Here is a 25,303-nt window from a genome sequence, read left to right as displayed (position 1 = left end):
GCCTTGATCAGCCAGTCTGGCGCTCGGTCCAGGCGTCGGAATGGGAAATGTTGCCGTCCTTGTAAGTCCAGGTGATGCGCTCATATCGCAACTCGACCTGTTCCTGGTGGCCGAGTTTTTCCTTGGTCACGTCCTTGATGTCGTGCATTTTCGGGGTGACCTTCACCACCTTGACGTTCTCCAGCAGGGTGCTGAAGTACTCGACTTCCTGGCCGGCGTCGTTGGTGGCGTACCACTTGAACTCAGCGCTCTTGAGGGTCTGGCCAGAGGTGACCGCCTTGAACAGGTACGGACTGCAGGCGTCGATATACTTGGTAAGCACGACAGGCGCGTGGATCCTCGTGCCGGTCAGCTTGCCCGTGTTGTCATCCGTTGGGATGTACACCATGTGTTCATAGGCGAGCACCTCGATGCTGCCGACCCGGTCCTGCACGTCCACCGAGCCTTTGATCTCGTTACCGCCGTCGTCCTTCAGCCAGAGGTAAATGGGAGTTGCCATGTGAAGCTCCTTTTCGTTTTCAGTGCTTGATTGCCGCGTTATGCGGCGAGGGTTGTCTGCCGGCGCCTGCGGTGGGCAGCAGGCAAGCCCCCACATCAGGCACCAGGCGGATTTCGACGCGGCGGTTGGCCTGGCGTCCGGATTCACTGTCGTTGTTGGCAACGGGCCGGCTGGCGCCGAAGCCCTGGACCGCGAAACAGCTGTCGGGGATGTCACCCATCTGGCCCATCCAGTGGCGTACGGCGGCGGCCCGAGCGCGAGACAACTGGAGGTTGTGCTCGGCACTGCCGGTGCCATCGGTGTGTCCGGCAATCACGATCAACCAACCGGGTTGGGCCTTGATGCCGACCAACGCGTTGATCAGCACTTTTGCCGATTCAGGTTTGAGCTGGGCGCTGCCGCTGGCGAACAGCGACAGGCTGTCCAGGCGCACGGTGCTGCCGGGTTGTTGGGGTTGTCGGTGTCCGGCGATGGCCGCCCACAGCGGCGCACGCAAACTTTCGCCGCGGTACAGGCCGAACCCCAGCGACAACGGCGCGCCGTGCCGGTAGTAGCTGTCCAATCGGGATGCATCGCCGCGCAGTACGTCCAGGGCTTGCTGGCGGTGATCATGGTCGGTTGCCTGGATAGAGAAATAGCGGCGCATGTCGTCGCTGACCTGCCGCGCCAGCAAGGTGTTCTGCCACGCAGAGCTGAGCAATGCGAGCCCTGCGGCAGCCATCAACAGCCACAGTGCGATGAGCCCTGCACGGCGTTTTGGCGAGGCACGGTTGTCGCTCGGCAGTTGGGCCAACAAAGGATCGGGAAATGGCAAGGTCGCACTCGCGCACGCAGCCGGCGAACGTTGATCAGCCACGGCAACCCTGTCGTGTAACCACCGTTGCCACAGGTTCCCCGCCATGACCTGAGGCATGACTGAAACGAAGGTGACTGCGCTGAGCGCAACCGGGCCCGCGAGCTCCGGCAATACCGTTTGTGCCAGCCACGCAGCGGCACTGTTCAATTGCACGCTGGCCTGCAAGCGTGTCGCACGGGTCGCCGTGTCGGCGGCCTGCGCCTGCCATTGCTGCACGCCGACACACGCTGCGCCATCGTGTACGTCGGGCAAGGCCTGACCGGCCTGCCAACTGAACCAGGGCCCGACACCTGGGCCTGCGTGCAGGTAACTGGTCAACATCAGCGGCAAGGCGATGCCACCCTTGCGCGCCCGCATCAATTGATGACGCAGCACCCGCACCCGGCCGGCGAGCCGTTCGCCGTCCACCTGCTGCTGGGCATTGACGACGAACATGACGCTCAGTTGCCGCCCCCAGTCCGGGCGCAGACTGATCAGCGTACCGATCAGCTGCGGCAGTGATTCCAGGCAGGTGACACGCACGTAGCAACCGTGCGCCGTGACGCGCAGGGCCACCTGGTCGGCGGGTATCGCCCCGAACAGGCCGCGCAAACCGTCACCACACACCAACACCACCGGATAGCGCCAGGACGGTGGCGGCAATGACTGCTGATCGGCGATGAGCAACGCTTGACGCTGGCGCCGTGCACGCTTGCCGATCCGCATCCGGGCCAGACCGACGCCACCCAACACGGCCAGCATCAAGCTCGCACGGACCAACCCGGTCATAGGCACGATCACCAACAGCGCCATGGCAAGCGTGCCAGCCCATAGCCACAGCGCACGTTTGAGATTGAACGGCATCGCCCTTCACTCCTGGCCAGGCACGAGTGTGGCGATCAGTTGCCCGAGCACCTGATCCAGGCCCCACCAGGTAGCGACGAGCAACATGCCGGCAACCATCGCCTGGGCCAGCGGATAACGCGACCAGAACCGTGGGGCGCGACGTCCCTGCATGGCGGATTGCGTCACGATCGTCTGGCTGGGCTTGAGCGGTGCCACGCGGGCGTTGAGCACTGCCACCAGCGCCTCGCGCTCGGGGTCGTGCAGCTCGCGATAACGGCCCTTGAAACCCAACATCAGCACACGATGGAAAGCCGTGAGCACCATCGGATCCGCAGCAGGCTCGCGCAACATCCGGCGCATGTCCTCATACAAGGACACGCCCGCCTGATGCCGGTTGAAATACCGCGCCTGCAAGGGTTCGCGGGCCCACTCGGCGTGGTCATCGTCCTTGGCCCGACTGAGCACGGATTCATCGAACAACGCACATTGGGCATGAATGATCGGATCGATGCTGTCCTGGCTGACTCCCGCCTGCTCGAGTTGCCGGCGAACTGACTCGATCTGCTGGCTGCATTTTTCCGCAATCTTTTTACTGTTCTCGGGCGACGCGCCGTGCAGTAACTGGACCACCAGCAGGTAGCTGTCCTGCAGCAACACGTCGATGTCGATCGTCGCTGCCGCATGGTTTTGCGAGGTGTTGGGGTTGATCACTGTATTCATGAACGCAGCACCGCGAAGAGTTCAAGCTTGACCTCGGCCAACGTGCCGGGGACGTACAACGCACAGGTGCCCCCAGCCAGCATGGCGCGCCCTTTTTCATGGCGAAGGTCGAGGGCGAAGCACTGGTTTTCCAGGCGCAACGGAATGGCAGCGGGCACATGGCTGAGCGGTTGCAACGGCACGCCATCGAGCGCGGCGTTGACCAGGTGATCGACATCATCGGGCGTGCCGATCTTGCACAGTCGCGGGAACTGGCCCTGTACTTGTGCCGCGGGCAGGCGGCAGCGCACCGACAGGTAGAAATCGACGTCATCGGGTTCGCGCAACCGCGCATCATTGAGCGTGACCTGCCAGCGATGGGCCGAGACTTCCTCCAGCTCGAGGGCAATGACCCGCGATGGCAGGCTGACCTCCAGCAAGGTCGACACCAGGCCCATCAGCGGTGCAAACACGCTTTGCAGATGGTCATGCCGGTACGGCGGAATCTGCTCGATCTCGTGATCCAGGGAGAAGGTCAGCAGGCTGCCCGCCAGCCTCACCAGTTCGAGATAGACCTGTTCGGGATGGCGCGCGGGCCCGGCCTTGAGATCGGCCAACACGGGCTGATAGGTGTTCAGGGCATTGAGCAGCCAGAACAGCGACACATCGGCCACGGCAAAATCAGCCATGCGTTGCTGGCTCTCGCGACGCATGCCCATCAGGCGCTGGCGCTTGGCAGACAGTTGGGTCAGCAGGTTATCCAGTTGCGTCAGCAGGCCCGGATGCGCGGCGAAACTCAGCAGGGGCGGCACGTAGCCAGAATCGAGGCTCCAGGCGCCCTGCCCGTCGCGCACCAGTTGTGCAATCGGGCAGGTCAGGTAGTCGCCGTTGTCGTCATGGGCAAAACGCAGGCTCAGCATGTGCTCCAGCACGCCGATCGACTGGCTGTCATCGCCGTAGATATCCTGCACATGGCGCCAGTCCTGGCGATAACGTTGCGGGCGCTCGGCCTTGGTCGTATCGAACACGCAGTTGTTGCCGTTGGCTTGCTCCAGCGGCAATGCCAACAGCACGGTGGCGTCCCGCAGGTGATCGGGCAACAGGCCCGTCAGTTGCAGGCCGGCCGGCAGCCGGTCGACCTGATCGGTATCGATCGGGGTGCCGTCAGGCATGCGCAGGCGCAGCTGCGTCGCCTTGAGCTTGCCCAGGCCTAACGCTTGCAGATCAAACGACACGGCCTGGACACCCCAGGGATGAACCAGCGACAGATGCGCCAGGCCCTGGTTGGTCCAGGCTTCCCATCGAGCCTGTTGCTGGAATTGCTGCGGGGACAGCAGCGCCCCCGAGGCCCACAAGGGGCGGTCGATTTTCATGGCATCGTTTCCGTACGAAATGGTTGGCCGCCAAAGCTCAGGCAGCCAGGACTCAGGCTTTGGCCTTGGGCATCTGCGAGACCAGCGACAAGTTGACGTCCATGCCTTCCACCTGGAAATGCGGCACGGCGTACAACTTGACGCGGAAGAAGCCCGGGTTGTCCTCGATGTCTTCCACCAGCACCTTGGCTTCACGCAGCGGGTGCGAGGCCTGCAAGTCGTCACCCGGGTCGGTCATCTCGGTCACCAGGCCGCCCACCCACCTGTTCAGTTCCAGTTCCAGCAAGCGGCGATCCTTGGTCGTGCCGATGTTCTCGCGCTGGATCAGCTTCAAGTAATGAGCGATGCGCGACAGCAGGAAGATGTAGGGCAGGCGTGAGTTGATGCGGCTGTTGGCGGTGGCATCGGGGGTGTCGTAAAGCGCCGGTTTCTGCGCCGAGTTGGCGGAGAAGAAACACGCGTAGTCGCGGTTCTTGTAGTACGACAGCGGGATGAAACCGAGGTTGGCGAACTCGAATTCGCGGGTCTCGGGGATCATCACTTCGGAAGGAATCTTCACCTGGTTGCCGGTGCCCAGGTCGTACAGGTGGATAGGCAGGTCGGTCACCGCTCCACCCGACTGCGGCCCACGAATCTGCACGCACCAGCCATTGGCGATGAAACTCTTGACCATGTTGGCGGCGAAGGCGTACGAGGCGTTGGTCCACAGGTACTTTTCGTGGTCCGGGCCCTTGACGCTTTCCATGTAGTTGAAGCTGCGCACCGGAACGGTGTCCGGGCCGTACGGTAAGCGACCCAGGACCCGGGGCATCAACAGGCCGATATAACGCGCGTCATCGCTGTCGCGAAACGACTTCCACTTGATGTATTCAGCACGATCGAAGTAGTTGGCGATGTCCTTGATGGCCGCCACTTCCTCCATCGACTGCTTGCCGAAGAAGCCCGGGCCTACTGCCCCAATGAATGGCATGTGCGCGGCAGCGGCCGCCTTGGAAATGTTGCGCAACAGGGCGATATCCTGCGGGCTGCGATCGAACTCGAAGTTGGAAATGGCCGCCGCAATCGGTTCGCCGCCTGGCGTGTCGTACTCCTGGGTGTAGGTATGCGCGTACAAGCCACTTTGGGCGATTTCCGGCGCATCCTCGAAATCCTGCACCAGGTGATCCTTGCTGATATCGAGCAGCTCGATGCGCACGTTCTGGCGGAAGTCGGTTTGATCGATCAATGACTTCACACCACGCCAGGTCGATTCAATACGCTGGAAATCCGGGTGGTGCATCACCGCATCCAGTTGGCGGCTGATCTGTGTATCGAGTGCGGCGATATGTTCATCCAGCAGGACTTTGTCCAGGCGTTCGACTTTCTGCGCCGATTGTTTGAGCAAGTTCAGGAAGACACTGACAGCCGCTGTGACGCGCTCATCGGCGGTCGCATCTGCCAACGCCTCGGCATCCTGGAATGTATCAAGGGTGCCCAGGGTTGAAACCGGGCATAAATTGATCTTGCCGAATAACGCACTGTAGATACCTTGTCTTTCTTCAGGCAATACTTCAGCGCCGCGCGATTGCACGCTGGAACTTTCTACCGACATGGAAAACTTCCTTTTTAGTTGAACCGGGGTAAATCAAACAACTTCTTGCGGGGCCAATGCAGCCAGCTCCGCTTGTAGTTCCGCACTGAGCGAATCGTCCTTGAGAATCCGCTCCAGTTCATTGCGAAACGTGGCGTTATCCAACAAATTGGATTTGAGGTCGCGCAGTAGATTGCGCATCGCCAATAAGGCGCGAAGTTGTGGAATCTGCCGGGCAACGTGTTCAGGCTCAAAGTCTTTCATGCGCTGAAAGCTCAGCGCCACCGAGGTTTCGTTCCCGTCATCCGCCAATGTGTTGCTTACCGCCAGCTTCAACGCCGGTGAAAAATCTGCCAGCACACTGTCGAAGTTGTTTTTATTGATATTCACTTTGCTGCGTTCGGATAAAGAGCGCTGCTCCTCACCGTTGCTGTAATCCCCCATCACCATCAACTTCAGGGGTAATTCGATTTTCTTCTGCGCACCACCGGTATGCAGATCCAGTTTTATATTCACCCGAGCCTTGGGCACTTCACCCTGAAAACTGTTAGAAGCCATATTTCCTCCATGCGCAAACGTAGCAGCCACTCGTTAACAAGCCTGTCAACAATCAAATAAAGTTGAATCAATTCAAAGTGAAACCGAATTTTTCGAAATAATTGACCTGCGGTATGGGTGTCAATGTTTGTCAGGCAGCCAAGATGGACTATTGACTTGGCCCTGCCAACCCCAGAAAAGCGGATGAAGAAATTTCCCACTTGGCATTCAGATCACACCTACGTTTAACCTGATTTTAACTAAGGGAATGTCAGTAATTTCCTACAGGTAAGCCGGGAAATCATTAAACACCTACAAACAAAAAAATGCGGCGACATTTCTGTCACCGCAGTCTTTCGGGAGGTTCAAGGAGAAAATTGGCCGCCGTGTTTAACCTCGAGCCGCCTGGCAGACACCTCGCTCGCGGTCCTGTTTATTTCAGGCTCCGGCGGCCAACCGCGCCGCCAGTGCTTTAGCCTGCAACGCCACATCCGTCACCGCCGTACTCTCCCACCACATCCCTCGAAGCGGCGGCCCCATGGCGAACAGTCTGCTGGCCGCCTGTCCATCGGCATCCAGCACCGCGCCATCCACAGCAGCAGCGATGCCCAGCGCCAACGGCCCCGGGCGGATCAACCCGCGTGCCAGCAACTGCCGAGGCAACGGTCGAGCCACTCGGCGCCAGTCGTATTCGATACCGCTGGAATTGATCAGCGCGGCCCCCCGCACCACCTCGGTTTGTGTCTGGCCCCGACGGCGGATGCGAATGCCCACCCCAGCTCCCGCGGCAGGTTCCAGCCCCTGGTAGGAAGCGGCCTGGATACGCAGCCGCCCCTCGTCGTGCAAGCGGGCCACCAACTCGGCGCTCAACGGCGGCGAGCGGTGGTGATGGCTCTCCCACCAGGGCCGAACGTGGCGCACGAACTGCCGGCGCTGTACGTCGGTCGCCTGATGCCACAAGCGACCGATATGCGCCCGCACGGTGTCCAGCGGCGCCTGCCAATCGATGCCCCGGGCGATGGCGTCACGGCAATGCCGACGCAGTTCACGCACCAGTTGGCGCGGGGTGCGGAGGGTGTGGTCCTCGGCCAGAAAGTCCACCCAGGCCGGCGGTTGCCTGCGCACGTGGGGCAGCAGCCCGTGACGGGAGAACACCTCGATCGGCCCGCGATGGCCGGCCTGTTCCAGCGACACCACTGCATCGACCATGGTCAGCCCGGAGCCGATGATCAGCACCGTTGATTGCGGTTCCAGTTGACGCATGGTCGCCACGTCCCACGGGTCGAGGGCGGCAGCGTTCAGGCCGCTGGACTCGGTCTGTGGCGTGCGCGCCGCCGGGAACATGCCCGTTGCCAGGACCGCATGGGTGCCCTGCAAACGTTGCCCATCGCTCAGGCTCAAGCGCACCGCGTCATCGAAGGTTTGCAGGTCAACCACTTCGGCTCGCACATGCTCGACGGTCGAACCATAAGTCGCGCCAATCGCCTGCGCCTCCGCCAGGCGCTGCTGCACGTACAGGCCAAAGATCCCTCTGGGTGGAAACAGCTCGCTGATCGGCACATGCTGCTCATCGGATTCGGGCCAACCGCCCGCCGCGATGAAGTCCGTCAACCATTGGGTCAGGTCGTCGGCGTTGTCCGGGTCGACGCTCATGCGCGCCGCGTTGCCGTTCAACGTGTGGCCCAGTTCGACCGCGCTGTAGGCCTCGCCACGCCCCAACTCGGCACGCGGCTCGATCACCAGCAACGAGCGCTTGCCCGGCAGGCGCAGCAACTGCACCGCGAGCATCGCCCCGCTCAGGCCACCGCCGATGATCAGGATGTCTGCGTGGCGGATGGCGTCTGTCGCCTGTCCGCTGTCGATTTCAGTCATGGCGCTCTCTTTGCTCAGTGTTTACCCAGGTAAAAGTCATGCAGATCACCCCTCGCCAATAATGCCTCGCTGCTGCCCGACAGCACCACCCGGCCGGTGTCCAATACATAGGCCTGCGACGCGTACTTGAGCGCGACATTGATGTTCTGCTCGGCGATGAGGAAGCTCACCTGCGCCTCGCGATTGAGTTGGGCAACGATCTCAAAAATCTCCTGGACGATAATAGGCGCCAAACCCATGGAAGGTTCGTCGAGCAGTACCAAAGTAGGACGTGTCATCAGCGCGCGACCGATGGCGACCATCTGCTGCTCGCCTCCGGAGGTCAGCCCGGCCTGAGTCTTGCGCTTGGTTTTCAGGCGCGGGAACCAGGCGTAGATACGTTCGAGGTCGCGGGCCAGGTCCTGGCGGCTGAGCCCCCGGACAAACCCGCCGCTGCGCAGGTTGTCCTCGACAGTGAGCTGTGGGAACACGTGGCGCCCTTCCAGCACGTGCACCATGCCCTGGCGCACCCGGCTGCTGGGGTCGACGCCCGCCGTGTCCTGGCCAAGAAAGCGGATGGTGCCGCGACTGACCTGTGCCCGCTCCGCCCGCACCAGCCCCGATATGGCCTTGAGCGTGGTGCTTTTGCCCGCGCCGTTGGCCCCGAGCAAGGCGACGATGCCGCCTTTGGGCACCGTCAGCGAGACCCCGGCGACGGCCAGGATCGCGCCGTCGTAGATCACTTCAATATCGTCGACATGCAGCAGCTCATCGACGGCCCTGTTACTGGCAGTTTGGCTCATGAGCTATTCGTCCCCGTTGCAGGTGCGTGGCGTGAGGCCTTTTTCCTTGGCGAACGCGGCAGATTTTTCATCGATCAACGGCCGCAACAAGGCACGGTCTGCTGGGATCCAGTCGCTGATCAGCGTCCAGTTGGCGCCGTCCCATTGCTGCACTCGCGCCGAGCCGCCACCTTCGTGGTCCTTGCACGACAGCTTGAGGTTTTGCATCAGTCCGAAGTAGCCCATGGCCTTGAGCCGGGCGTCGTCGATGTTCAGGTGCTCCAGGCCCCATCGCCCTTCTTCCCCGTTGAGCGGGCGCTTGCCGAACTTGCCCTGTGCCGTGCGGATGGCCTCCACCGCCACCGCCGCGTTCACCAGCCCGGAGTTGTAGTAGACGCTGCCGAAGTTCTTCAGGTCCTTGAGATCGCTCTTTCCCTTGTCGAGAATGTATTGCTTGAGCCGCTTGTGGATCTCGAAATCGGTGCCGGCCGGGTATGGCGTCAGCGCCAGGTAACCCTTGGCGGCAGCGCCCGCCGGCAATACGTCCTCACTGGAACTGGCCCAGATGTCGCCGACGATATGGTCCACCGGGAAGCCGAAACGCGCAGCGGTCTTGACCGCCACTGGCGTCGATACGCCCCAGGTGCGCAGGAACACCCAGTCCGGGTTGGCCTGGCGAACCTGGCGCCATTGCGCCGACTGTTCGTTGCCCGGATCCGCCACCGGAATCTGGATGTTCTCGAAGCCGTATTTTTCCGCCAGCAGCTTCAGCGGCCCGAGGGTTTCCCTACCGTAGGCCGAGTCGTGGTAGACCGTGGCAATTTTCTTGCCCTTGAGCTTGTCGAAGCCGCCCTCGCGCTGGGCAATGTAATTGATCAGACTCGATGCCTCGCTGTAAAACGTCAGCATCACCGGGAAGTTGTAGGGGAACACCGTGCCGTCGGTGGCCTCGGTGCGGCCATAGCCGAGGGTGATCAACGGAATCTTGTCGACTTCGGCGCGCTCACTCAGGGCATAGGCTGCTGGGGCGCCGTTGGGTTGGTAGACCGCCACCGGCGCACCATCCAGACCTTTCTTGAAACGCTCGTAGCACTCGATGCCCTTCTCCGCCGTCCACTCGGTCTCGCATTCCTGCCAGACCAGTTTCACGCCGTTGATCCCGCCTTCCACTTCGTTGATGTAGTTCAAATAATCGATCATCCCGGCCCACACCTGCACACCGCTGGAGGCGTAGGCGCCGACGCGGTAGGTGGCGAGTGGAAAGAACTGCTGGTCCGGCGAGGCCTGCACAACGGGCACCGCACTGCTGAAAACCGCCAGGGTCAGGGCGGCGCCGAGCAAGGAACGTTTCAAGGTTGCACGCATGGTATCTCTCTAATAGTCAGTGAAGGATTCAGAAACGCAGGGGCCAGTGGCTCAGCCGTTCGCGGAGGTTGCCGAGCAGGCGAATCAGGCCTTCCGGTTCCTTGATCAGGAACAGGATGATCAGCGCGCCAAAGATGATTTTTTGCAGGTTCTGCAATTGCCCGGCATCCACCGCGCCACCGAACAGGGCCTGGCCGGTGTGGCTGAGCAGGATCGGCAGCAGGCTGATGAACGCCGCGCCGACGAAGTTGCCGGCGATGCTGCCCATGCCACCGATAATGATGATGAACAGGATCTGGAACGATCGATTGATATCGAAGCTGCTGGCACTGGCCGTGCCCAGGTAGGCGAAGGCCCACAGCGCACCTGCGATGCCCAGGTAAAACGAACTGACGGCGAACGCCAGGTGTTTGTAGCGCACCACCGGAATGCCGATCACGGCCGCGGCGGTGTCCATGTCGCGGATCGCCATCCAGTTGCGGCCGATCTGGCTTTTCACCAGGTTCGATGCCACCCAGGTCAACAGCAGCACGGTGGTCAGGGTCAGCAGGTAACGACCCAGCGGCGTGTTCAGGTCATGGCCGAACAGTGCCAGCTTGGGTGCCGAGATGGTCCCGGACGAGCCGTAGTTGTAGAACCAGGGAAACTTGACGAACAGCCACTCCAGGAAGAACTGCGCCGCCAGCGTGGTGACCATCAGGTAGAAGCCCTTGATCCGCGAACTGGGCAGGCCGAAGACAAATCCCACCACGGCGCTGATCAGGCCGCCGCCGAGCAGCGCCACCGGCAAGCCCAGTTCCGGCAAGCGCAGCAGGAAGCCGTAGGTGGCGAATGCGCCGACCGCCATGAACCCGGCGGCGCCGACCGAAGTCTGGCCGGTGTAGCCCGTGAGCAGGTTGAGGCCCAGCCCCGCCAGCGACAGCACCAGGAACGGGATCAGGATCGCATTGAGCCAATAGTCGTTGCCCGTCAGCGGCACAATCACGAAGGCAATCACCAGGAGCGCTATCAGGGCATACGGAACACGGCGCTGGACCAGCAGCGCCGGTGCGGTTTCTCGGGTAAGGGAAATCGACATGGGTTCAGACTCGCTCGATGGCGCGCTCGCCGAACAGGCCGGCGGGACGGATGTATAGGAAGGCCAGGGCCAGCACATAGGCGAACCACGGCGTGATGCCGCCGCCAATCAAAGGACCGACGTAGACCTCGGCGAGGTTCTCCGCCGCGCCGACGATCAGCCCGCCGACAATCGCTCCGCCGATCGAGGTGAAGCCGCCGATGATCAACACAGGCAAGGCCTTGAGCACCACCAGCGACAGGGAGAACTGCACGCCTTGGCGCGCGCCCCACAGCAAGCCGGCGACCAATCCCACGACGCCGGCCACGGCCCAGACGATCTGCCAGATGCGGTTGAGGTTGATGCCGATCGACAGCGCGGCCGTGGTGTCGTCCGCCACTGCCCGCAACGACACACCGATACGGGTCTTGTTGAACAGCAGCGCCAGCACCGTCACCAGGACGATGGCGGCTGCGGCGGCGATCAGGTCGAACTGGCTGACCATCATGCCGCCGATGAACACCGGCACGTCGTCGATGCCCAGGTCCAGTGCCCGCACTTGTGAGCCCATCAGGCCCTGGGCCAAGCCCTCGATGATGAACGACAGACCCAGCGTGGCCATGAACAAGGTGATCTGCGAACGGTTGACCAGCGGCCGCAGCACGAGCCGTTCGATCAGCAGGGCGCCGACGATCATCACCAGCACCGTCAACAGCAGCGCCAGGGCAAAAGGCACGCCCTGGTCGTGCAGGCTGACGAAGGTCAGCGCGGCGAACAGTAGCATCGCGCCCTGGGCAAAGTTGAACACGCCGCTGGCCTTGTAGATCAGCACGAAGCCAATGGCGACCAGCGAGTACATGGTGCCGGCGAGCAAGCCACCGAGCAGGGTTTCGAAGAAAAATGTCATCAGTGCACCACTCCCAGATACGCTGCGATCACCTCGGGGTTGGCCTGAACTTCGGCCGGTGTGCCATCGCCGACCTTGCGTCCGTAATCGAGCACCACCACGTGGTCAGACAGGCCCATCACCACGCTCATGTCGTGCTCGATCAACACCACCGTAGTGCCCAGTTCGCGGTTGATGTCGGCGATGAAACGGGCCATGTCCTGTTTTTCCTCGGCGTTCATCCCGGCCATGGGTTCGTCCAGCAGCAACAGGCGCGGACCTGCGATCAAGGCGCGGCCCAGTTCCACGCGTTTCTGCAGGCCATAGGACAGGTTGCCCACCGGCACATCGCGGTGCGCTTGCAGCTCGAGGAATTCGAGAATGCCCTGGGCCTGCCGGCGAAAATCCGCAGCTTCGCGGCGCGCCCGTGGCAAGCTCAGCGCCTGCTCGAGGAAGCCACTGCGCAGATGGCGCGACAGGCCGGTGAGTAGGTTGTCGATCACGCTCATTTTCTTGAACAGCGCGTTGTTCTGGAACGTGCGGCCAATGCCCTGGCGTGCAGCGTTGAGCGGGTCAATGCGCTTGAAGGGCTGGCGTTCGAAGACGATGGAGCCCGCGTCGAAGCGGTACACGCCATTGAGGATGTTGAGCAGCGAACTCTTGCCCGCGCCATTGGGCCCGATCAATGCGCAGATCTCGCCACGGCGCACATCGAAGGACAGTTGGTTGATGGCTTTGACGCCCTTGAAGGACAGGGAGATGTCGCGCACTTGCAAAATGAAATCGGTCGAGGTCATGCGATGTCCCGTTTGAATTCGTTGAGCCGGGCGAGGTTGGGCGGCGGCGTGCGCGGGGCTTGCCAGATGTCGTGCAGATTGCGGAAACCCAACAGGCGGCGAACGCGCTGTTTGATCAGGCGTTGCAAGCCTTTTTCCGGCTGGGCGATGGCCCAGTCGCATAGGCGTCGGCGCCAGGTGCCTGGGGCGGCGAGGCGGCTGTCGATTTCCGCGGCCAGCCGTTGCAGGCGCTCGGCTGACAGCAGCAAGCCCGAGGGTGCCACTTCGCGGCGGTCGCGACTGGCGCTACCGGGGCTTTCCGGGAAGGCCAGGGAGTGGCCGCTGCCCAGCCACTGTTCAAGCAGCACGGTCAGCCCGCCTTGCCATTGCGTGCCCTCCTCGCTCCACCATTGCACGTGTGTGCGGCTGGTGCGCAGGCGCTGTGGCGGGTCTCCCGGGCCGAGCAGGTCGGCGAAATCGAGCAAGGCATGGCCGTGGTTGAGCCACAGTTGCCGGGTTTGGCGGCGCGGCACGAAGGCGTGGGTGGGTTGGCTTTGCCACAAGATCGGGTGCAGGGCCTGGGCGTCTAGGTCATCGGTGACGGCCAGCACCTGCCCGCCCGCCTGTTGCGCGGCGAGCGTCAGCAGCAACAGGTTCGGCTCGAAGGCGCCGCTGACGGCCAGGCGAGATTGTTCATCGAAACCTTGCTGGCGCAGGCCATCGGCCAGGCGCTCGACATCGCGCAGCACATCGATCCAGCGCCAGGCGAACCATTGGCCGTGGCGCTTGTGGCGCAACGCTGGTTGCAACGGGCTGACCTGCGCCCAGTGACGCAATTGCTCCAGCGCCTTGGGCGCATCGACCTGCCATTGCGTGGTGTCCGCAATCGGCGGCCGCTTGAGTTCGTGCACGCTCATGGATGACCTCCTGTTCATGGGCAAAAGCGTGCGGTGGTCCGCTGGGCTGGGTTTGTTCGTCTGCCACCAATGCCTGTAGGAGCGGTGGGTCAGGCGACATCGGTGGTGATTGTGTCGACGCCATCGCGCGCATGCTCGCTCCTGCGGAGGTCGCGGTAACTGGCGCCGGGGTGTTCGGGGGACAGGCACGGGCCTTCGTTGAACAGTTTTTCGCGCAGGGTTCCCGGTGTGTAGTCGGTCTTGTACACCCCGCGCTTCTGTAATTCCGGCACGAGCAATTCCACGGCGTCGATGAAGGTTTCGTGGGTCAGCGCATAAGCCAGGTTGAAGCCGTCCACGTCGGTCTCTTCAACCCACTCCTGGAGCAGATCGGCCACGGTTTCCGGGCTGCCAACAAACAGCGGACCGAAGCCACCGATGCCGACCCAGTCGGCCAGTTCGTGAGGGGTCCAGACCTTGTTCGGGTCCGCCGTGGAGAACGCCTCCACTGCCGACTGAATGGCGTTGGTGTGCACGTGCTTGAGCGGCTCGTCGGGCTTGAACCGGCTGAAGTCGATACCGGTCCAACCGGAGATCAACGCCATCGCGCCTTCATAGCTGACCCAGCTTTTGTATTCCTCGAACTTGGCCTTCGCCTTGGCATCGGTCTCGCCGAGAATCACCGTCTGCAGATTGAAAATGAGGATCTTCGACGGATCACGCCCGGCCTCGGCGGCACGACGGCGAATGTCAGCGACGGTCTTTTTCAGCAGCACTTTCGACGGCGCGGCGACGAACACGCATTCGGCGTGTTCGGCCGCGAATTGTTTGCCGCGACTGGACGCACCGGCCTGATACAACACGGGAGTGCGCTGCGGTGAAGGTTCGCAGAGATGAATGCCCGGCACCTGGAAGTGTTTACCGTGGTGGCGAATCTCATGGATTTTGCTCGGGTCGCTGAAAATCCTGCGCTCACGATCGCGCAGGATCGCGCCCTCTTCCCAACTGCCTTCCCAAAGTTTGTAGCAGACCTCAAGGTATTCCTCGGCAAAGTCGTAACGGGCATCGTGCTCGGTCTGGGCTGTCTGGCCGAGGTTCTTCGCGCCGCTTTCCAGATACGAAGTGACGATGTTCCAGCCGGCACGGCCCTTGGTCAGATGGTCGAGGGTCGACAGCCGTCGCGCGAACGGGTACGGATGCTCGAACGACAACGAGGCAGTCAAGCCAAAACCCAGGTGCTCGGTGACCAGCGCCATCGGCGGGATCAACTGCAGCGGATCGTTGACGGGTACTTGCGCAGCCTGGCGGATCGCCGCGTCACCATTGCCGTTATAGACGTCATAAATGCCCAGCACGTCGGCGATGAACAAGCCGTCGAACTTGCCGCGCTCGAGAATCTTCGCCAGGTCAGTCCAGTACTCCAGGTCCTTGTACTGCCACGAGCGATCCCGGGGATGGGCCCACAAACCGGGGGACTGATGACCGACACAGTTCATGTCGAATGCGTTGAGGCGAATTTCCCGGGCCATTAAACGGCTTCCTGTGCAGAGGGGTGAATGCCGTTGAGACGAAAGTTGCCGATCAGGTGCCGTTTCCAGCGCAGCGGATCATGCAGCGAACCGGACAATGCCGTGCGGCGCCCGGTCAATTCGAATTCGGCGTTGCTCGCGGTGGCCAGGGCTTCAGCGCTGGCCAGGTCGGACTCGGCAATCGCCACCCGAATCTCCGTGGCATCTTGCTCGGCGTCCAGCAAAGCCTCGGCACGCTCGAGCAGCGCGGCGGCGACTTCGATGCGAATGTGCACGTCGCCGAACCGGCTGATGACGTACGGATCCTTCGAGACGCTGGCCTGTTGGCGAACAAAGCCCACAGTGGAATCGAACAGGCTGCGGGCGTGATGCAGGTCATGTTGGCTGCTGGCCAGGGAAAGTCTGGCAACAACCGGTTGAGTCAAGGCGTTCATGGTGGGCTCCTCAGTTCCAGGCGTGGCGCGCGGGGTTCACGCCATTGAGCAGGTGGTTGCCGATCAGGTGGAATTTCCAGCGCGCCGGATCGTGCAGGGTGTGGGTCCGGGCATTGCGCCAGTGGCGGTCAAGGTTGTACTTGCCGAGCACCGAGCGGGTGCCGGCCAATTCGAACAGTTTGCTGCTGGCGAGCAAGGCAATTTCCGCCGACAGGACCTTGGCCTGGGCCACCACCACCGAAGCGTGGGCCACGGTGTCTTCATTGGCGTCGAGCAACGCGGCGTCGATGGCCTGGCCGGCCTTGCGCAGGATTGCTTCGGTGCCGTGGACGCGCCACTCAAGGTCGCCAATCGCGGCGATGCTGAACGGGTCTTGCCATCCATGGTCCTGACCGCTGTCGATCCACGGACGGGATTCGCGGGCATAGCGCTTGGTGTCCTCCAATGCGCCGACGGCGATGCCGGTGTCTACCGCCGCCTGGATGATTTGCGAAATCGGGCCGTCGGCCGTCGGCTCATCAAACGCCTTGTGGGCCGGGATCACGGCACTGAGCGGCACCTTGACCGCGCTCAGGGTCACCCCGCCGCTGGCGGTGGTGCGCTGGCCGAAGCCGTCCCAACTGTCGATCACGCTCAGGCCAGGATTGTCACGCTCGATAAAAGCGATGAAGGCCTGGTTCTGTTCGTTGACCGCCACCGCCGGCACGATGTGCGCAAACAGGGCGCCCGTGCAGTAGAACTTCTCGCCGTCGATTTGCGCGGTGTCAGCGTCGAAGCGAATACGGGTTTCGAAGGCCCCGGCGTTTTTGCTTTTGGACTCCGAGAAGGCATTGCCGAAGCGGTAACCCCGCAGGACTTTGTCGAAGTAGTAGCGCTTCTGCTCTTGGGTGGCGGTTTGCACCAGGATGTCGAGCACGCCGAGGTGGTTCTGGGGGATCTGGCCAAGAGAGGAATCGGCGGCCGAAATGATCTTGATCACTTCGGCAACGGTCACGTAGGAAACGCCGGCACCGCCATAGGCCTTGGGCACGGTGATACCCCACAGGCCGCTGGCGGAAAATTCGTCCAGCTCGGCGACCGGCAGGCGGCGTTCACTATCACGCACGCTGGCCTCGACGGCAAAGCGCGCGGCCAGTTTGTGAGCGACGGCAATCGCCTCGGCATCCGAGCGGATCACATGGGCGGTGCGAGGGGGTTGGGCAGAGGCTGTCATGGGGCCGACTCCAGGTTCCGGTGAGTGCACCAGAACAACTGCAGGAGTCGTGCCTGAATTTATTTTTGATTTATTTCAATAACTTAAAGATAAAACCGGAGAAACGCCGGGCAAAGTTAAACAGCAAAGTGTCCATTCATTGTTGGCTGGCCAACAGTTAGATCACCACGTTGCGGACAAACCGTGCAGCCACGTCGCCATCGTTACGGTAGGTATGGGGCTGGTTACTGGCAAACATGTAGAACTCGCCGGCCGCGATCTGCTGCGGTGTGTCGCCCAGCATCAGGGTCAGGCAGCCTTCGAAGACGTAGATCTGTTCGCTCCAGCCATCGGCGTCCGGCTGAGACGGGTAGACTTCCCCCGGTTGCAGGCACCACTCCCACTGTTCCACCTCCCGGGTCGCGATAGCCTTGGACAGCAACACCGCCTTGCTTCCGGGGATCGCCCCCGCCCAGGCCACTTCATTGATACGGCTGTGGTCGCGCACGTCCGGGGCCTGGATCAGATCGCTGAAGGCCACATCCAGCGCTTCGGCCACGCGGTCGAGAGTGGTCAGGCTGACGTTCTTCTCGCCGGCCTCGATCGCCACAAGCATGCGCCGGCTGACCCCGGATTTTTCCGCGAGCGCGGTCTGGCTCATGTCGGCGGCATGGCGCAAACGTCGGACGTTCAAACTGACGTGCTGCAGGACCGAAGCCCGCTGCGGAGAATCTTTGTGCACTATATTGCTCACTCGGTGGAGTTGGGCAGTATACTGCCCAACATTCGGCGCATTGTGCGTCGCACTTTATATAGCGTGCAAGATTATGACGTCGTTGAATACCTCCCCGCCTTCCTCGCGCTTCTTACGGCTCAGCAAGGCCGAGTGCGTGCTGGTGATGATCACCATGGTCTGGGGCGGCACTTTCCTGCTGGTGCAACACGCGATGACCGTCAGCGGCCCGATGTTTTTCGTCGGACTTCGTTTTGCGGCGGCGGCGTCCATCGTCGCCCTGTTTTCCTGGCGACACCTGCGCGACCTGACCGTGTTCGAACTCAAGGCCGGCGCGTTCATCGGCGTGGCGATCATGCTCGGCTATGGCTTGCAGACTGTCGGCTTGCAGACCATTGCCAGCAGTCAGTCGGCGTTCATTACCGCCTTGTACGTGCCTTTCGTACCCCTGCTGCAATGGCTGGTACTGGGCCGCCGACCGGGGCTGATGCCGAGCATTGGCATCATGCTGGCGTTCACCGGGCTGATGCTGCTGTCGGGACCGGCGGGCGCCTCGTTCCATTTCAGCCCTGGCGAAATCGCCACGCTGATCAGCGCCGTCGCCATTGCGGCGGAAATCATCCTGATCAGCACCTACGCCGGCCAGGTCGACGTGCGCCGGGTGACCGTGGTGCAACTGGCGACCACCTCCGTGCTGGCGTTCCTGATGGTGGTGCCGACCAACGAGGCGATTCCGGATTTCTCCTGGTTCCTGCTGGGCAGTGCACTGGGCCTGGGTGCGGCGAGCGCGGCGATCCAGGTGGCGATGAACTGGGCTCAGAAGAGTGTTTCGCCCACCCGGGCGACGCTGATCTATGCCGGTGAACCGGTGTGGGCCGGGATCGTCGGGCGGATCGCCGGGGAGCGTTTGCCGGCGATAGCACTGCTGGGGGCTGGGTTGATTGTGGCGGCGGTGATTGTCAGTGAATTGAAGACCAAGGGTAAGGCTGAGGTGGTGGATGAGGTTGAGCGTGAGGGTAATCCTCAAGACCTGTAGTGCCTGATAGTCCGTCATCGCGGGCAAGCCCGCTCCCACACTGGATCTTCAGTGTTCACAAAACCCTGTGGGAGCGGGCTTGCCCGCGATGGCGCCAGACCTGCCCCACACCCCTCCTGAAACAAGGCGAACCCTGACTTTTCCGACTACTTTGTAGGATTCTGCCACAGCTTGCCGTTTGGCGATCCGGGAACTGGCACGTATGATGCTTCACAAATCTCCGCAGATTAGAAGCCTATGTCCCTGATAGTTCTACTGCTTCTGCCCTTTGTCGGCAGTTGTCTGGCAGCCGGGCTGCCGCACAACGCGCGTAATACCGAATCGTTGCTGGCGGGTCTGGTTGCCCTCATCGGCACGATCCAGGTCGCGCTCATGTTCCCGCAGATCGCCGATGGCGGGGTCATTCGTGAAGAATTTTCCTGGTTGCCCAGCCTGGGCCTGAACTTCGTCCTGCGCATGGATGGGTTCGCCTGGCTGTTCTCGATGTTGGTGCTGGGCATCGGCACGCTGGTGTCGTTGTATGCCCGCTACTACATGTCGCCGGACGATCCGGTGCCGCGCTTCTTCGCATTCTTCCTGGCGTTCATGGGCGCCATGCTCGGCCTGGTGATCTCTGGCAACCTCATTCAGATCGTGTTTTTCTGGGAGCTGACCAGCCTCTTCTCTTTCCTGTTGATCGGCTACTGGCACCATCGCTCCGATGCACGCCGTGGCGCCTATATGGCGTTGATGGTCACGGGCGCGGGCGGCTTGTGCCTGCTGGCGGGGGCCATGCTGCTCGGCCATGTGGTCGGCAGCTATGACCTGGACAAGGTCCTGGCCGCCGGTGAACTGATTCGCGCACATGCCCTCTACCCCATCCTGTTACCCCTGATCCTGATTGGTGCGCTGAGCAAAAGCGCACAATTCCCCTTCCACTTCTGGCTGCCCCACGCGATGGCGGCACCGACACCGGTCTCGGCCTATCTGCACTCGGCGACCATGGTCAAGGCCGGGGTGTTCCTGCTGGCGCGGTTGTGGCCGTCGCTGTCGGGCAGTGAAGAATGGTTCTACATCGTCAGTGGTGCCGGCGCCGCCACCCTGTTGCTCGGCGCGTATTGCGCGATGTTCCAGAACGATCTCAAGGGCCTGCTGGCCTACTCGACCATCAGCCACCTCGGCCTGATCACCCTGCTGCTCGGGCTAAACAGCCCACTGGCCGCCGTCGCCGCCGTATTCCACATCCTCAACCACGCCACCTTCAAGGCCTCGCTGTTCATGGCCGCCGGCATCGTCGACCACGAAAGCGGCACCCGCGACATCCGCAAACTCAGCGGCCTGTTCCGACTGATCCCGTTCACGGCGACACTGGCCATGGTCGCCAGCGCCTCGATGGCTGGCGTCCCGTTGCTCAATGGTTTCCTGTCGAAAGAAATGTTCTTCGCCGAAACCGTCTTCATTAACGCCACCGCCTGGGTCGAGCTGTCACTGCCCATTGTCGCGACCATCGCCGGGATGTTCAGCGTGGCCTATTCGCTGCGGTTCACCGTCGACGTGTTCTTCGGCCCCACCGCCACCGACCTGCCGCACACCCCGCACGAACCTCCACGCTGGATGCGCGCACCGGTGGAATTGCTGGTGTTCACCTGCCTGGTCGTCGGGATCTTCCCGGCCCAGGTCGTCGGCTCGCTGCTTGCCGCCGCCGCCCTGCCCGTCGTCGGCGGCACCCTGCCCGAGTACAGCCTGGCGATCTGGCACGGCTTGAACGCGCCGATGATCATGAGCCTGGTCGCCATGTCCGGCGGTATCGTGCTCTACCTGTTGCTGCGCAATCAGTTCAGACACGGTCGCTTCAAATACCCACCGATCATTGGACGATTCAACGGCAAGCGGCTGTTCGAGCGCAGCCTGGTGATCACAATGCGCCTGGCCCGTCGCCTGGAAAGGCGGATCAGCACCAAGCGCCTGCAAAGCCAACTGTTCCTGATGGTGCTGGTGGCCGTGCTGGCGGGGTTGCTCCCTATGCTCAACAGCCACTTGAGCTGGGGCGACCGGCCAAAGATTCCCGGTTCTATCGTCTTCGTGACCCTGTGGCTGCTGGCGATTGCCTGCGCCCTCGGAGCAGCGTGGCAGGCCAAGTACCACCGGCTCGCAGCCCTGACGATGGTCAGCGTCTGCGGACTGATGACTTGCATTACGTTCGTGTGGTTCTCCGCACCGGACCTGGCCCTGACACAGCTCGTCGTTGAAGTGGTCACCACGGTGCTGATCCTGCTGGGCCTGCGCTGGTTGCCACGGCGGATAGAAGAAGTTTCGCCGTTGCCGGGCAGCCTGCGCCGGGCGCGCATTCGTCGTCTGCGCGACCTGTTGCTGTCGATCGTGGTCGGCGGCGGCATGGCGCTGCTGTCCTACGCCATGCTGACTCGCCAGACGCCTAACGACATTTCCTCGTTCTACTTGAGTCGTGCCCTGCCAGAGGGCGGCGGCAGCAATGTGGTCAATGTCATGCTGGTGGACTTCCGTGGTTTCGATACCCTCGGCGAGATCACCGTGCTGGTGGCCGTGGCGCTGACCGTGTTTGCCCTGCTGCGCCGCTTCCGCCCGCCGAAAGAAAGCCTGCAACTGCCCTCCCAGCAACGCTTGCTGGCGCCCGACGTGGTCACCGACCTGGTCAACCCGCGTCAGGCCAGCGATACCGCGCTGGGTTTCATGATGGTGCCGGCGGTGCTGGTGCGGCTGCTGCTGCCGATTGCCTTCGTGGTGTCGATCTACCTGTTCATGCGCGGCCACAACCAGCCGGGCGGCGGTTTTGTGGCCGGGCTTGTGATGTCGGTGGCGTTCATTCTGCAATACATGGTGGCGGGCACGCAGTGGGTCGAAGCACAGATGAGTCTGCGACCACTGCGCTGGATGGGCACCGGCCTGCTGTTCGCCACGGTCACGGGCCTTGGGGCGATGGCGGTCGGTTATCCGTTCCTGACCACCCACACCTGGCATTTCTCGTTGCCGCTGCTGGGGGACATTCACGTTGCCAGCGCGTTGTTCTTTGATATTGGCGTGTACTCGGTGGTGGTCGGTTCAACCCTGTTGATCCTCACCGCCCTCGCCCACCAATCGGTGCGCGGGCACAAAACCGCCGCCCTGCCCAGATCCGTCGCCAGTAAAGGAGCCGTCTGATGGAAGAAGTCATCGCAATCGCCATCGGCGTCCTGGCCGCGTCCGGCGTCTGGTTGATCCTGCGGCCTCGGACGTTCCAGGTGGTGATGGGGTTGTGCCTGCTGTCTTACGGGGTCAACCTGTTCATCTTCAGCATGGGCAGCCTGTTCATCGGCAAGGAACCGATCATCAAGGACGGCGTGCCCCAGGACCTGTTGAACTACACCGACCCGTTGCCCCAGGCGCTGGTGCTCACCGCCATCGTCATCAGCTTCGCCATGACCGCGCTGTTCCTCGTGGTGCTGCTGGCGTCGCGCGGCCTGACCGGTACCGACCATGTGGATGGCCGGGAGCCTAAAGAATGAATGTGATGACGCACCTGATCGCCGCACCGATTCTGCTGCCGTTGCTGACGGCCGCGATCATGCTCATGCTGGGGGAAAAACACCGGCCATTGAAGGCCCGTATCAACCTGTTCTCCTCCCTGCTGGGCCTGGGTATTTCCGTGCTGTTGCTGCAATGGACGCAGACCACCGGCGTGCCCGGTTCCATTGGCGTGTACCTGCCGGGCAACTGGCAAGCGCCCTTCGGCATCGTGCTGGTGGTCGATCGCCTGTCGGCCTTGATGCTGGTGCTGACGGGGATCATCGGCGTCAGTGCGCTGATATTCGCCCTGGCCCGCTGGGACCGTGCCGGTTCGAGTTTCCATGCGCTGTTCCAGATTCAATTGATGGGCCTGTATGGCGCATTCCTGACCGCCGACCTGTTCAACCTGTTCGTATTTTTCGAGGTATTGCTGGCGGCCTCCTACGGTCTGCTGTTGCATGGCTCGGGCCGGGCGCGGGTGTCGTCGGGGTTGCATTACATCTCGATCAACCTGTTTGCCTCCTCGCTGTTCCTGATTGGCGCGGCGCTGATCTACGGCGTCACCGGCACCCTGAACATGGCCGATCTGGCGCTGAAAATCCCCCTGGTTCCAGAAGCCGATCGCGGCCTGCTGCACGCCGGGGCTGGGATTCTCGCCGTGGCGTTCCTGGCCAAGGCAGGCATGTGGCCGCTCAACTTCTGGCTGGTGCCGGCCTATTCCGCCGCCAGCGCACCGGTCGCGGCGATGTTCGCGATCATGACCAAGGTCGGTGTCTATACGCTGCTGCGGCTGTGGACCCTGCTGTTCTCCGGCCAGGCGGGCGCTTCAGCCTACTTCGGCGGCGACTGGCTGATCTACGGCGGCATGGCGAGCATCATCTGCGCCGCAGTGGCGATCATCGCCGCGCAACGCCTGGAGCGCATGGCCAGCCTGAGCATCCTGGTGTCAGCGGGGATCCTGTTGTCAGCCATCGGTTTTGGGCAACCGAACCTGATCGCCGCTGCACTGTTCTACCTGGTCAGCTCGACCTTGGCGTTGAGCGCGTTGTTCCTGCTGGCGGAGTTGATCGAGCGCTCGCGTTCGGCCAACGAGATGCCCCTGGACGACGGCGACGACCTCTTGCCGCGCCCGATGGAGTCACTGCAGCCGCCCAAAGGCATCAACCTGGATGACGAACAGAAAGCCGTGGTCGGCCAGGTGATTCCCTGGACCATGGCCTTCCTCGGCTTGAGCTTCATTGCTTGCGCGCTGTTGATCATCGGCATGCCGCCGCTATCTGGCTTTATTGGCAAGCTCGGCCTGCTCGATGCCCTGCTCAACCCTCAGGGCCTTGGCGAGGCCACCGATGCGCCAGTATCGAACGCAGCGTGGGGGTTGCTGGCGTTGCTGATTCTCTCGGGAATGGCGTCGCTCATGGCCTTCTCACGCCTGGGTGTGCAGCGTTTCTGGAGCCCGGAAGAGCGGCCCTCACCTCTGCTGCGTCGGTTCGAATGCATCCCTATCATTGCGTTGCTGGGCTTGAGCATCGCACTGACATTCAAGGCTGAACCGCTGATGCGCTACACACAGGCCGCTGCACAGGCACTGAACAATCCGCAACAATACGTAATGGCGGTGCTCGGTACCCGCGCGGTGCCGAGCCCGGAAGCCCAGGCTGCGGTCGTGGAGGTGCAGCCATGAAGCGCCTGTTCCCCGCGCCCTGGTTGTCGCTGGCCTTGTGGCTGTTGTGGCTGGTGCTGAATCTATCGATCAGCCCCGGCAATTTGCTGCTGGGCGCGGCGCTCGGACTCTGCGCACCGTTGATGATGCGCAAGTTGCGTCCCCTGCCGATCAGGATCCATCGCCCCGGCGTCATTCTGCGTTTGTTCCTGATCGTAGGACGCGACGTGCTGATGTCCAATCTTGCGGTGGCCTGGGGCGTCATGAACACCGGACGCAGACCGCCACGCTCGCGGTTCGTCAAGGTGCCGCTGGATTTGCGCGACGCCAATGGCCTGGCGGCGCTCGCAATGATCTGCACCGTGGTGCCCGGCACCGTCTGGTCCGAACTGGCACTGGATCGCAGCATCCTGCTGCTGCACGTCTTCGACCTGGATGACGAGGCGCTGTTCATCGAGCATTTCAAGACGGCCTACGAGCAGCCCTTGATGGAGATCTTCGAATGAGTGCGTTACTGTCCAACGCTATTCTGCTCTGCCTGTTCCTGTTTTCACTGGCGATGATCCTGACGCTGACCCGCCTCTTCAAGGGGCCATCGGCCCAGGACCGGGTACTGGCGCTCGATTACCTGTACATCACCGCGATGCTGATGATGCTCACCCTGGGCATTCGCTATGCCAGTGACACCTATTTTGAGGCGGCGCTGCTGATTGCGCTGTTCGGCTTCGTCGGCTCGTTTGCCCTGGCGAAATTCCTGCTGCGTGGCGAGGTGATCGAATGAGCGCTGAACTGTCGTTATGGGTGGAAATCCCGGTGGCGATCCTGCTGGTCCTCAGCGGCGTGTTTGCCCTGCTTGGCGCGGTCGGGCTGGTGCGGATGAAGGATTACTTCCAGCGCATGCACCCACCGGCACTGGCCTCGACCCTGGGCGCATGGTTCGTGGCGCTGGCGTCGATCATCTACTTCTCGGCGCTCAAGTCGGGGCCGGTGCTGCATGCCTGGCTGATTCCGATTTTGCTGGCCATTACCGTACCGGTCACCACCCTGCTGCTGGCACGGGTGGCGTTGTTCCGCAAACGCATGGCAGGCGATGATGTGCCGGCCGAGGTCAGCAGTCGCAGGACGGAAACCGGGGGCTGAGTTCCCCCTCCTCTGTAGGAGCGAGCTTGCTCGCGATAGCGGTGTGTCAGCCTGCACACACATCACTGACACACCGCTATCGCGAGCAAGCTCGCTCCTACAGAGA

The 25,303-nt window shown here is 62.3% G+C and carries 23 protein-coding genes and 1 pseudogene; 7 read left to right on the top strand and 17 right to left on the bottom strand.

Annotated elements, in window-relative coordinates; all coding sequences use genetic code 11:
• Window positions 1-7 precede the first annotated feature (7 nt).
• The 17 genes from AB4N64_RS06580 to AB4N64_RS06500 all read right to left on the bottom strand — a co-directional run bounded on the left by AB4N64_RS06580 (window position 8) and on the right by AB4N64_RS06500 (window position 17,869).
• Window positions 8-499 (bottom strand): Hcp family type VI secretion system effector, encoded by a 492-nt coding sequence (locus AB4N64_RS06580; protein ID WP_460123162.1) that lies wholly within the window; start codon window positions 497-499, stop codon window positions 8-10.
• 19 nt (window positions 500-518) lie between these two features.
• On the bottom strand, window positions 519-2,198 hold the full coding sequence (locus AB4N64_RS06575) for an OmpA family protein (RefSeq protein WP_460123160.1): 1,680 nt from the start codon (window positions 2,196-2,198) through the stop codon (window positions 519-521).
• A 6-nt stretch (window positions 2,199-2,204) separates the two neighbouring features.
• On the bottom strand, window positions 2,205-2,888 hold the full coding sequence (gene tssL / locus AB4N64_RS06570; RefSeq protein ID WP_460126637.1) for a type VI secretion system protein TssL, short form: 684 nt from the start codon (window positions 2,886-2,888) through the stop codon (window positions 2,205-2,207).
• A gap of 8 nt (window positions 2,889-2,896) precedes the next feature.
• Window positions 2,897-4,252 carry a type VI secretion system baseplate subunit TssK gene (gene tssK, locus AB4N64_RS06565; protein ID WP_460123157.1) on the bottom strand — a complete coding sequence of 452 codons (1,356 nt, stop codon included), beginning with the start codon at window positions 4,250-4,252 and terminating at the stop codon, window positions 2,897-2,899.
• A gap of 52 nt (window positions 4,253-4,304) precedes the next feature.
• On the bottom strand, window positions 4,305-5,843 hold the full coding sequence (tssC, locus tag AB4N64_RS06560; protein WP_460123153.1) for a type VI secretion system contractile sheath large subunit: 1,539 nt from the start codon (window positions 5,841-5,843) through the stop codon (window positions 4,305-4,307).
• Between the two features lie 33 nt (window positions 5,844-5,876).
• Window positions 5,877-6,380, bottom strand: coding sequence for a type VI secretion system contractile sheath small subunit (tssB, locus tag AB4N64_RS06555; protein ID WP_460123150.1), 504 nt, complete (start codon window positions 6,378-6,380; stop codon window positions 5,877-5,879).
• A 417-nt stretch (window positions 6,381-6,797) separates the two neighbouring features.
• The gene (locus tag AB4N64_RS06550) at window positions 6,798-8,231 is read right to left on the bottom strand and encodes an FAD/NAD(P)-binding protein (RefSeq protein ID WP_460123148.1); all 1,434 of its coding nucleotides are present in this window, start codon (window positions 8,229-8,231) and stop codon (window positions 6,798-6,800) included.
• Between the two features lie 14 nt (window positions 8,232-8,245).
• The gene (locus AB4N64_RS06545; RefSeq protein WP_460123145.1) at window positions 8,246-9,013 is read right to left on the bottom strand and encodes an ABC transporter ATP-binding protein; all 768 of its coding nucleotides are present in this window, start codon (window positions 9,011-9,013) and stop codon (window positions 8,246-8,248) included.
• A 3-nt stretch (window positions 9,014-9,016) separates the two neighbouring features.
• Window positions 9,017-10,357, bottom strand: coding sequence for an ABC transporter substrate-binding protein (locus AB4N64_RS06540; protein ID WP_460123142.1), 1,341 nt, complete (start codon window positions 10,355-10,357; stop codon window positions 9,017-9,019).
• A 28-nt stretch (window positions 10,358-10,385) separates the two neighbouring features.
• Window positions 10,386-11,435, bottom strand: a complete 1,050-nt coding sequence (locus tag AB4N64_RS06535) for a branched-chain amino acid ABC transporter permease (RefSeq protein ID WP_460123139.1) — start codon at window positions 11,433-11,435, stop codon at window positions 10,386-10,388.
• A gap of 4 nt (window positions 11,436-11,439) precedes the next feature.
• Complete coding sequence (locus AB4N64_RS06530; RefSeq protein ID WP_460123136.1) at window positions 11,440-12,321, bottom strand: branched-chain amino acid ABC transporter permease; 882 nt, start codon at window positions 12,319-12,321, stop codon at window positions 11,440-11,442.
• Window positions 12,321-13,097, bottom strand: a complete 777-nt coding sequence (locus tag AB4N64_RS06525) for an ABC transporter ATP-binding protein (RefSeq protein WP_460123133.1) — start codon at window positions 13,095-13,097, stop codon at window positions 12,321-12,323. The genes AB4N64_RS06530 and AB4N64_RS06525 overlap by 1 nt, the downstream gene beginning before the upstream one ends.
• On the bottom strand, window positions 13,094-13,993 hold the full coding sequence (locus AB4N64_RS06520; RefSeq protein WP_460123130.1) for an AMP-binding protein: 900 nt from the start codon (window positions 13,991-13,993) through the stop codon (window positions 13,094-13,096). Before AB4N64_RS06520 ends, AB4N64_RS06525 begins: the two co-directional genes overlap by 4 nt.
• 89 nt (window positions 13,994-14,082) lie before the next feature.
• Window positions 14,083-15,501: an LLM class flavin-dependent oxidoreductase gene (locus AB4N64_RS06515; protein ID WP_460123127.1), complete on the bottom strand. Its 1,419-nt coding sequence runs from the start codon at window positions 15,499-15,501 to the stop codon at window positions 14,083-14,085.
• A complete protein-coding gene (locus tag AB4N64_RS06510; RefSeq protein WP_460123124.1) occupies window positions 15,501-15,935 on the bottom strand; it encodes an acyl-CoA dehydrogenase in 435 nt (144 codons plus the stop codon). Before AB4N64_RS06510 ends, AB4N64_RS06515 begins: the two co-directional genes overlap by 1 nt.
• A 10-nt stretch (window positions 15,936-15,945) precedes the next feature.
• Window positions 15,946-17,148 carry an SfnB family sulfur acquisition oxidoreductase gene (locus AB4N64_RS06505; RefSeq protein WP_460123121.1) on the bottom strand — a complete coding sequence of 401 codons (1,203 nt, stop codon included), beginning with the start codon at window positions 17,146-17,148 and terminating at the stop codon, window positions 15,946-15,948.
• 157 nt (window positions 17,149-17,305) lie between these two features.
• The gene (locus AB4N64_RS06500; protein ID WP_460123118.1) at window positions 17,306-17,869 is read right to left on the bottom strand and encodes a helix-turn-helix domain-containing protein; all 564 of its coding nucleotides are present in this window, start codon (window positions 17,867-17,869) and stop codon (window positions 17,306-17,308) included.
• On the opposite strand from AB4N64_RS06500, the pseudogene AB4N64_RS06495 reads away from it, so the two are divergent.
• From AB4N64_RS06495 to AB4N64_RS06465, 7 genes and pseudogenes are all read left to right on the top strand, one after another.
• A pseudogene (locus AB4N64_RS06495) lies at window positions 17,864-18,896 on the top strand (DMT family transporter). The gene AB4N64_RS06500 and the pseudogene AB4N64_RS06495 overlap by 6 nt on opposite strands.
• A 237-nt stretch (window positions 18,897-19,133) precedes the next feature.
• Window positions 19,134-22,052: a monovalent cation/H+ antiporter subunit A gene (locus tag AB4N64_RS06490; protein WP_460123115.1), complete on the top strand. Its 2,919-nt coding sequence runs from the start codon at window positions 19,134-19,136 to the stop codon at window positions 22,050-22,052.
• On the top strand, window positions 22,052-22,396 hold the full coding sequence (locus AB4N64_RS06485) for a Na+/H+ antiporter subunit C (RefSeq protein ID WP_003192163.1): 345 nt from the start codon (window positions 22,052-22,054) through the stop codon (window positions 22,394-22,396). Before AB4N64_RS06490 ends, AB4N64_RS06485 begins: the two co-directional genes overlap by 1 nt.
• On the top strand, window positions 22,393-24,078 hold the full coding sequence (locus tag AB4N64_RS06480; RefSeq protein ID WP_460123112.1) for a monovalent cation/H+ antiporter subunit D: 1,686 nt from the start codon (window positions 22,393-22,395) through the stop codon (window positions 24,076-24,078). The genes AB4N64_RS06485 and AB4N64_RS06480 overlap by 4 nt, the downstream gene beginning before the upstream one ends.
• Window positions 24,075-24,563, top strand: coding sequence for a Na+/H+ antiporter subunit E (locus AB4N64_RS06475; protein WP_460123109.1), 489 nt, complete (start codon window positions 24,075-24,077; stop codon window positions 24,561-24,563). Before AB4N64_RS06480 ends, AB4N64_RS06475 begins: the two co-directional genes overlap by 4 nt.
• Window positions 24,560-24,838, top strand: coding sequence for a K+/H+ antiporter subunit F (locus AB4N64_RS06470; RefSeq protein WP_460123106.1), 279 nt, complete (start codon window positions 24,560-24,562; stop codon window positions 24,836-24,838). The genes AB4N64_RS06475 and AB4N64_RS06470 overlap by 4 nt, the downstream gene beginning before the upstream one ends.
• A complete protein-coding gene (locus AB4N64_RS06465; protein WP_460123103.1) occupies window positions 24,835-25,197 on the top strand; it encodes a Na+/H+ antiporter subunit G in 363 nt (120 codons plus the stop codon). Before AB4N64_RS06470 ends, AB4N64_RS06465 begins: the two co-directional genes overlap by 4 nt.
• The last annotated feature ends 106 nt before the right edge of the window (window positions 25,198-25,303 follow it).

Source organism: Pseudomonas sp. S2_C03 (assembly GCF_054668405.1).
Note: the sequence above shows the minus strand (reverse complement) of the source record. Positions and strands in the feature narration are given on the sequence as shown.

Coding starts and splice junctions, on each gene's coding strand:
- AB4N64_RS06510 (WP_460123124.1), bottom strand. CDS start 15,935: ATGAACGCCTTGACTCAACCGGTTGTTGCCAGACTTTCCCTGGCCAGC.
- AB4N64_RS06545 (WP_460123145.1), bottom strand. CDS start 9,013: ATGAGCCAAACTGCCAGTAACAGGGCCGTCGATGAGCTGCTGCATGTC.
- AB4N64_RS06485 (WP_003192163.1), top strand. CDS start 22,052: ATGGAAGAAGTCATCGCAATCGCCATCGGCGTCCTGGCCGCGTCCGGC.
- AB4N64_RS06505 (WP_460123121.1), bottom strand. CDS start 17,148: ATGACAGCCTCTGCCCAACCCCCTCGCACCGCCCATGTGATCCGCTCG.
- tssK (WP_460123157.1), bottom strand. CDS start 4,252: ATGAAAATCGACCGCCCCTTGTGGGCCTCGGGGGCGCTGCTGTCCCCG.
- AB4N64_RS06515 (WP_460123127.1), bottom strand. CDS start 15,501: ATGGCCCGGGAAATTCGCCTCAACGCATTCGACATGAACTGTGTCGGT.
- AB4N64_RS06525 (WP_460123133.1), bottom strand. CDS start 13,097: ATGACCTCGACCGATTTCATTTTGCAAGTGCGCGACATCTCCCTGTCC.
- AB4N64_RS06530 (WP_460123136.1), bottom strand. CDS start 12,321: ATGACATTTTTCTTCGAAACCCTGCTCGGTGGCTTGCTCGCCGGCACC.
- AB4N64_RS06535 (WP_460123139.1), bottom strand. CDS start 11,435: ATGTCGATTTCCCTTACCCGAGAAACCGCACCGGCGCTGCTGGTCCAG.
- AB4N64_RS06550 (WP_460123148.1), bottom strand. CDS start 8,231: ATGACTGAAATCGACAGCGGACAGGCGACAGACGCCATCCGCCACGCA.
- tssC (WP_460123153.1), bottom strand. CDS start 5,843: ATGTCGGTAGAAAGTTCCAGCGTGCAATCGCGCGGCGCTGAAGTATTG.
- AB4N64_RS06540 (WP_460123142.1), bottom strand. CDS start 10,357: ATGCGTGCAACCTTGAAACGTTCCTTGCTCGGCGCCGCCCTGACCCTG.
- AB4N64_RS06580 (WP_460123162.1), bottom strand. CDS start 499: ATGGCAACTCCCATTTACCTCTGGCTGAAGGACGACGGCGGTAACGAG.
- AB4N64_RS06490 (WP_460123115.1), top strand. CDS start 19,134: ATGTCCCTGATAGTTCTACTGCTTCTGCCCTTTGTCGGCAGTTGTCTG.
- AB4N64_RS06520 (WP_460123130.1), bottom strand. CDS start 13,993: ATGAGCGTGCACGAACTCAAGCGGCCGCCGATTGCGGACACCACGCAA.
- AB4N64_RS06480 (WP_460123112.1), top strand. CDS start 22,393: ATGAATGTGATGACGCACCTGATCGCCGCACCGATTCTGCTGCCGTTG.
- AB4N64_RS06475 (WP_460123109.1), top strand. CDS start 24,075: ATGAAGCGCCTGTTCCCCGCGCCCTGGTTGTCGCTGGCCTTGTGGCTG.
- AB4N64_RS06470 (WP_460123106.1), top strand. CDS start 24,560: ATGAGTGCGTTACTGTCCAACGCTATTCTGCTCTGCCTGTTCCTGTTT.
- tssB (WP_460123150.1), bottom strand. CDS start 6,380: ATGGCTTCTAACAGTTTTCAGGGTGAAGTGCCCAAGGCTCGGGTGAAT.
- AB4N64_RS06465 (WP_460123103.1), top strand. CDS start 24,835: ATGAGCGCTGAACTGTCGTTATGGGTGGAAATCCCGGTGGCGATCCTG.
- AB4N64_RS06575 (WP_460123160.1), bottom strand. CDS start 2,198: ATGCCGTTCAATCTCAAACGTGCGCTGTGGCTATGGGCTGGCACGCTT.